This window comes from Mitsuaria sp. TWR114, from assembly GCF_007997345.1.
The window spans coordinates 1-7,124 of the sequence record NZ_VOSR01000006.1 but is presented as its reverse complement, the minus strand read 5'-3'; the positions used below and the strand labels follow the sequence as shown (position 1 = coordinate 7,124).

Annotated in this window: 3 protein-coding genes and 2 pseudogenes; 3 read left to right on the top strand and 2 right to left on the bottom strand. The window is 69.5% G+C overall.

Annotated elements, in window-relative coordinates; all coding sequences use genetic code 11:
• The 3 genes from FUT87_RS00595 to FUT87_RS30160 form a co-directional block, all read left to right on the top strand.
• On the top strand, nucleotides 1–253 hold a 253-nt coding region (locus FUT87_RS00595), incomplete at its 5' end, for a TOBE domain-containing protein (protein WP_147239742.1).
• A 115-nt stretch (nucleotides 254–368) separates the two neighbouring features.
• Nucleotides 369–3,077 carry a TonB-dependent receptor gene (locus FUT87_RS00590; RefSeq protein WP_222617012.1) on the top strand — a complete coding sequence of 903 codons (2,709 nt, stop codon included), beginning with the start codon at nucleotides 369–371 and terminating at the stop codon, nucleotides 3,075–3,077.
• Between the two features lie 25 nt (nucleotides 3,078–3,102).
• On the top strand, nucleotides 3,103–3,825 hold the full coding sequence (locus FUT87_RS30160; RefSeq protein WP_255511598.1) for a family 16 glycosylhydrolase: 723 nt from the start codon (nucleotides 3,103–3,105) through the stop codon (nucleotides 3,823–3,825).
• A 26-nt stretch (nucleotides 3,826–3,851) separates the two neighbouring features.
• Here FUT87_RS30160 and FUT87_RS00580 read toward each other — a convergent pair.
• Both FUT87_RS00580 and FUT87_RS00575 read right to left on the bottom strand, forming a co-directional pair.
• Nucleotides 3,852–6,524: pseudogene (locus FUT87_RS00580) on the bottom strand (two-component regulator propeller domain-containing protein); the annotation flags it as partial.
• 423 nt (nucleotides 6,525–6,947) lie between these two features.
• A pseudogene (locus FUT87_RS00575) lies at nucleotides 6,948–7,124 on the bottom strand (sugar ABC transporter permease); the annotation flags it as partial.

The window sequence follows — 7,124 nt, the reverse complement described above, 5'->3', positions numbered from 1 at the left end:
CCGGCTCGAGGACGGCAAGCTGCGCCGCTGGTACATGGACCCGCTGTTCAACGGCCACTATCCCCAGGACGTGATCGAGCACCTGGGCGACACCGTGATCGCGCATGCCCGCTGGGCGCCGGACCAGCCGCTGATCGCGGTGCGCCTGGCCCCCGATTCACCGCCACCGCGCGCCGGCGATGCCGTCGGCCTGCGCATCCGGACAGAGCGCGCGCATTTCTTCGATGCCGAGGGCCACGCGATCGCCGCCTGATCGGCGACCCGGCCCATTTCCCCTCTCACGTTTTTCCCGCCAACGCAGTTCCACCCGCGCCCTGGGCCCGAGGCCCGCGCCACCCGCAACCCCTGACTCCCGCCAGAGGACAACAATGACAAAGAGACAAGCCCCCCAACAGCCCGCGTCGCCGACCCATCCCTTCGCCATCCCGCTCGTGATGGCGGCCGCGCTCGCCGTGTGCCACGGCCATGCGATGGCGCAGGCGGCCCCTGACGCCCCGCGCGCCGACGAAAAGCCCGCCGCGAAGGAGCCGCAGCCCGCCGCCGATGCCAGCCGCCTCGAGACGGTCACCGTCACCTCCAACCGGCGGCTGGAGACGGCGCAGAAGGTTTCCGGCGTGGTGCAGTCCGTCAGCGGCGACCAGCTGCGCAAGGACGGCATCACCGAGGTGCGCCAGCTGCAGGCCGCAGTGCCGGGCCTGAGCATCGCCAACCAGGAAGGCAACGTCGAGATCTTCATCCGCGGCGTCGGCTCGGCCAACAACACCGAGCTCGGCGATCCGGGCGCGGCGCCGCACCTGAACGGCGTCTACATCCCGCGTCCGCGCGGCCTGGGGCTGATGTTCTACGACCTGGAGCGGGTCGAGGTGAACAAGGGCCCGCAAGGCACGCTGTACGGCCGCAACGCGCTGGCCGGCACGCTGAACATCATCACCGCGCAGCCGCGCCTGAACCAGTTCTCCGGCTACGCGCAGGGCGAGGTCTCCAACCGCAGCGGCCATGGCGCCGAGGCAGCGGTCAACGTGCCCATCGGCTCCGACGCCGCGATCCGCATCGCCGGCTACCAGAGCACCAAGGACTACGGCTTCACCAACGTCTCCACCGACCCGGCGGCCAGCCAGCTCAAGCCGGCCGGCCAGGAGAACAACCGCGCGCTGCGCCTGTCCGCGCGCTGGGAGCCGACCGAGGCGCTGCGCTTCAGCGTCGTGGCCGACACGGGTCGCGAGCGCGGCACCGGTTATCCCGGCGCCAACATCTTCAGCGCGGTGACGGCCAGCGGTCTGCGCGCGGAAGACCTGGACCTGCGCCACGTCGTGTACCGCGGCGCGCAGGGCGACATGCGCAACGACCTGTGGGGCCTGCTGGGCAAGGTCGAGGCCGACCTCGGCCCGGTCAGCGCCGAGTTCAACGCCAGCAGGCGCTCGGTGGACTTCTGGCAGCGCAACGGCCAGTCCGACGGCATCGACTGGCCGGGCCGCGACCTGTCGGCGGTCAACTACGACAACTACTCGACGCAGTACTGGCAGACGCTGTCCAAGAGCAATGTCTACGAGCTGGTGCTGCGCTCCAACGACAGCCAGTCGCCGCTGCAATGGACCACCGGGCTCTTCCACTTCAAGGAGAAGCAGGGCGTGGGCTACCTGTCGCTGGCCGACGGCGGCTGCTGCTACTGGGGCAGCGAGTTCACCATGCCCGACGTGCGTGGCAAGTCCACCGCGGCCTACCTCGACGCGACCTACAAGGTGGCGCCGGACTGGCGCGCGATCGCCGGCTTCCGCCGGACGAAGGAGAGCAAATCGCGCTACGGCGTCGGCGGCAACCTGGGCGTGGTGCTGGGCGGCGAGAACTACGACTGCTGCTACGCCACGCGCTGGGGCACGGAGGGCTTCCAGCCCGCGCTGCTGTCGCGTCCCAACTTCGACATGAGCAAGGTCACGACCGACGCACAGCGGGCCCAGTTCATCCTCCAGACCTTCCTGACGGCGGGTCGCCGCGACCTGGTGGGCCAGCAGCTGGGACCGGTGGCCGATGGCTCCAATCCGAATGGCGCCTGCATCGACCGGCCCGACGTCAACGGCAATGGCCGGCTCTCCTGCCCGCGCACCAATCCCGCCACCACCAACGGCGGCTTCTCCTACCTGAGCGCCTGGGACCTGCCGACGCAGCAGTACGGCACCAGCAGCGCCCAGTACAACGACTTCCGCGTCGGCGTCGAGCACGACCTGGGCCGCGATGCGATGGTCTACGCGAAGTTCTCGACCGGCCACAAGGCCGGTGGCTTCAACGACACCTTCGCCACCTCGCCGATCCCCGAGGTCTACGGCCCGGAGAAGCTCAGCGTGCTCGAGGTCGGCTCGCGCAACGTGATCGAGCTGATGGGGCGCCGCTCGGTGGTCAATCTCTCGGGCTTCTATTACGACTACAAGAACCAGGTCTTCCAGGACCTGAGCTGCATCAAGGTCAACACCGAGGTCACGCCCAACACCTGCAACGGCTACTCGCTGGTGAACCGCAACATCGGTGCGTCGCGGCTGTACGGCCTGGAAGGCGAGCTGCGCATGCCGCTGCCGGCCGGCTTCTCGCTGGACCTGAACGCGGTGCTGCTGCAGACGAAGATCCGCAATGCGGTGGTGGCCGACGCGCGCGCCATCGACTACGGCCAGGGCGGCAAGGCGCCGCAGATCAGCCTGGCCGGCAACCAGCTGCCGCTGGCCTCCAAGGTCAGCGTGTCGGCGCGGCTGCAGCAGGCCTTCGCGCTGGGCTCGGGCCGCTTCGACTGGCAGGCGCTGCTGAGCTACCGCTCGTCCTACTACCTGACCCAGTACAACGAACTGGACGTGGTGACCCTGGCGGGCGCCCGCACCAGCGCGCTGGCGGCCGGTTTCCCGGATCGCCAGAAGGGCTTCGCGACGCTGAACCTGGGCGTGGGCTACACGCTCAACCGCTATCGCATCGAGGCCTTCGCGGCCAACGTGACGAACGAGCAGGCCTCGACCAAGGCACTGGTGGGCTCCAGCCTCAATGTGCGCTTCCTCAACGACGCGCGCAGCTACGGCCTGCGGGTGCGCGCGGACTTCTGAGAACCCAAGAACCAAGGAGACAAGGATGACATTCCGATTCAAGCGCGCGCTGCGCGCGGCCCGGCTCATCGGCGCCATGGGGGCGATTGGCGCCGCGACCGTCGGTGCCGCCGGCACCGCGCACGCGGCCAGCTTCTTCGACGGCTTCGATGGCACCGGCGGCGCCGGGCCGGCGTGGGAGACGGCCACCTGGCACAACGGCACGCCCTTCGGCTGCGGCTTCGCCTACAGCGAGGTGTGGAAGGACGCCGGCAACATGGTGCTGAACGTCAATGCCGGCACCGGCCGCTGCGGCGAGATCCGGACCCAGCAGAGCTTCACTTACGGCAAGTTCACGACACGCCTGAAGGCCAGCACCTTCGCCGGCGGCAACACCTCGTTCTTCCTCTACACCGGCACGGCGGGCACGGCCAGCCACTTCGAGATCGACATCGAGCTGATCAAGGGCGGCACCGTGCTGCACACCAACGTCTGGAAGGGCGGCGTGCAGAACTACAAGCAGTTCCCGATCGCGACCGGCTGGCAAACGCTGGGCTTCGAGTGGCGCGAGAACTTCGTGCGCTGGTTCACCGTCAACCCGCAGGGCGGCGAGACGACCATCCGTCACCAGATCGTCTCGGTCTCCACGCCGATGCGGCTGATGCTGAACCACTGGCGCGGCGACAACAGCCCCGATGCCATCGGCTTCCTGGGCCAGTGGAACGGCGGTGGCGGCCAGGCCCAGTACGACTGGGTCAGGGTCGAGTGAGGGCAGGGGGGGCGGTGGAGCGGGGCGGTGAATTCGACCACCGTTCCGCCGCCCTCGGGGCAGCGCACCGAGAGCTGACCGCCGACGACCTCGGCGCGCTCGCGCATGCCGCTCAAGCCGAAGTGGCCCTCGCGCTCGCCCCGTCGCAGCACCTCGGGATCGATCCCCTGGCCGTCGTCGCTGATCCGCAGGCACAGCTGCCGCGCGTCGTAGCGCAGCTCGACATCGATCCGCGTCGCCTGCGCATGGCGGAAGGCGTTGCGCAGCGCCTCACCGGCGATGCGCACGGTTTCGTCGCGCAGCAGCGGATGCAGCTCCTGCGGCTTGCCTTGCACCTGGACATTCACCGGCAGCGCACGGCCGCTTTCGCTGGAGAGCTCGCGCGCGAGCGTCCGCACGGCTTCCGCCAGGCTGTTCGTCTCCAGCGTCGACGCGCGCAATCCCTGCACGGTGTCGCGACCTTCGGTGATCGCGCCGGCCACCTGGTCGATGGCGGTGTCCAGCACCCGCTTGGATTCGCGCGGGCGGTCGGGCAGCAGGTTGGACGCGGCCTGGAACTGCAGCAGCAGCCCATTGAAGCGCTGCAGCAGCGTGTCATGCAGATCGCGCGCGATGCGCGTGCGTTCGGCGACGCGGCCCTCCAGCGTCGCCTCGAACTGCCGATGCAGTCGCCGCACGCGCAGCCGCAGCGCGAGCTGGAAGCCGGCCCAGATCAAGCCTGCGAGCACCACGAGGCTGCCCACGCGGAACCAGGTCGTCTGGTGGAAGGCGGGCAGGATCGTGAACTCGAGCTGCGCGCCGTCCTCGTTCCAGACGCCGCTGTTGTTGGCCGCCTTCACCTGGAATCGATACTGACCCGGCGGCAGGTTGGTGTAGCTGGCCTGGCGGCGGTCGACGGCCTCTCGCCAGTCGCTGTCGTGGCCTTCGAGCCGGTAGCGGAAGCGCGTGCGCAGCGGATCCGCCAGGCTCAGCGCGACGAATTCGATCGTCATGTCCCGGATCCGCGGCGGCAGCCGAAGGCCCTGCTCGATCGGGTAGCTCTGGTGGTCGGCGGTCAGGCGCTCGATGTGCACGGGCGGCGGCACCGTGTTGGAGGGCATGTTCTCCGGATCCGCCCACAGCAGCTCGGCGCCGGCGACGAACCAGAGCTTGCCGTCGGGCTGCCGGGCCACCGGCGGATTGAAATAGGCCTGTGGGGTGACCATGAGCGGCACGCCATCCGTCACGCCCCAGGACACCGGCGTGACGCGGTGGGCCGGGTCGGCGATCCAGGACGCGAGATCGCCTCGGTCCACCCGCACCAGTCCGCAGGAGGTGTACATCCACAGGGCGCCGCCCTGGTCCAGCGTCGACCAGTGGATCGTCTCGCAGGGCAGGCCGTTGGCTGGCGTCAGCGCCGTGACGCGACCGTCCTTGATGCGCTTGAGGCCCGTGGACCCGGTGGCCACCCACAGTGCGCCCTCGTCATCCACGCGCAGGCCGGTGACCTGCCCACGGCCCGGTACATGCGCGAAGCTGTAGTTCGCTTCGACCTTGCCATTCCTGACGTACGACACGCCGCTGCCATCCCAGAAGGACAGCCAGAGCCCGCCGCGATCGGCCACGACAAGCTGCGCCTGCTGCGAGTGCCCCAGCGCGGCCCACGGAATGTTCTCGGCGAAGCGGCCTTGATGCAGCCGCGCAAGCCCCTTGTTGCCGGACAGCCAGAGGTTGCCCGCGGCGTCCCCGGCCATCGCGTAGATCTCGCTGCTGGGCCCGCCGTCGACGGCGACGAAGCGCTCGTTCGCGAAATAGGCCAGCCCCGTGGCCGTGCTCACCCACAGGCGCCCCTGCGCGTCCTGGTACTGGGCCTGCACCTGCGCGGAGGGCAAGCCCTCCTGCTCCTTGAAGATGGACAGGCGGCCGTCCTTCCACCGCGCCAGACCGCCGTTCGTGGCCACCCACAGGGCGCCGTCGGCGGCGGCCAGGACGGACCTGGTGACGTCGTCGGGCAGGCCCTGGCGTGTCGACAACGTGGTGACCGGCAACTTGCGGAAACGATCCACGCCCCGTTCGCTGCCGTACCAGACGTTGCCCTCGCGATCCTCGAAGAGGCTGCATGCGATGTTTCCGGAAAGTCCCTCCATGCGCGTGAAGCTGTCGGCCTGGCCGTCCTTCACATGCAGCAGGCCCAGGCCCTCGGTGCCGATCCACAGCCCGCCATCGCGGTCGCGCAGCAGCTTGTTGGCCTTGACCTCCATGTCGGCCATCCATTCATCGGGCTTGGAGACCTTGCGGAATCGATGGGGCACCCACTGGTCGCCGGCCCGTTCCCAGAGCCCCTTGGACGCGATGCCGGCCAGGACCTGACCGTCGGCGGTCGTGGTGAGGTCACCCACGCGCGCGCCCGGCACGGGATAGCGCCGCGGCGTTTCGGGGCCCCACCGCCAGATGCCGGCGTCCGCTCCCACCCAAAGCTGGCCGGCGCGGTCCTCCGCCAGACTCCAGACGAAGCTGCCGAAACCTCCCTCGGGCGCGGCGCACTGGATGCTCTTCCCGCGGATGGCGCACAGCGCCCGGCCTCGCCCAGCAGGCCGGCCCAGACGGTGCCTTCGCGGTCCTCGATCAGCGAGGTCACGAAGGTCTGGCCGATCTCCGGATGCCGCGCGACGAACTTGCGTCCGTCCCAGCTCGAGAGTCCATGGAAGGTGCCGATCCACAGCGTGCCGTCCCGCGAGGCCAGCAGGCTGTAGGGGCCGCTGGGCAGCACCTGGCCGTCGGGTGGTTGCCACTCGGTGAATCGATGTCCGTCGAAACGGAACAGGCCCAGCGATCCGGCGATCCAGAGGTAGCCATCGGGGGTCTGCGCCATCGCGAAGACCAGTCCCAGCGAGGCGCCGTCGCGCGCGGTCCACGAGGTATGCGCGTACTGGGCGACCTGTCGCGGCGGATCAGCCGCCAGCGCCGGGGGCAGCGCGGTGCACAGCGCCGATGCCAGGAGCAGCCTCGTCACGAGGCGGCTTCGACCTTGGCCTTTCGGTGGGCTCACGGACACTCCTTCGCGGCGGGCGACGCGTCGGCAGCGTATCGCGAATGCCGGCGGGCCGCATCCCGGGAGTGGTGGGGCGAGCGCGCCTTCGCGCCTATTTGCGCTTGTTGTAGACGTCGACGAACACGGCGGCCAGCAGCACCAGGCCCTTGATGACCTGCTGGTAGTCGATGCCGACGCCCAGGATGGACATGCCGTTGTTCATCACGCCCATCACGAAGGCGCCGATCACGGCGCCCATGATCTTGCCCACGCCGCCCGAGGCCGAGGC

What these genes read in the sequence shown, in the direction of transcription:
- FUT87_RS00590 (WP_222617012.1), top strand. Translation starts at nt 369, where the DNA reads ATGACAAAGAGACAAGCCCCCCAACAGCCCGCGTCGCCGACCCATCCC.
- FUT87_RS30160 (WP_255511598.1), top strand. Translation starts at nt 3,103, where the DNA reads ATGACATTCCGATTCAAGCGCGCGCTGCGCGCGGCCCGGCTCATCGGC.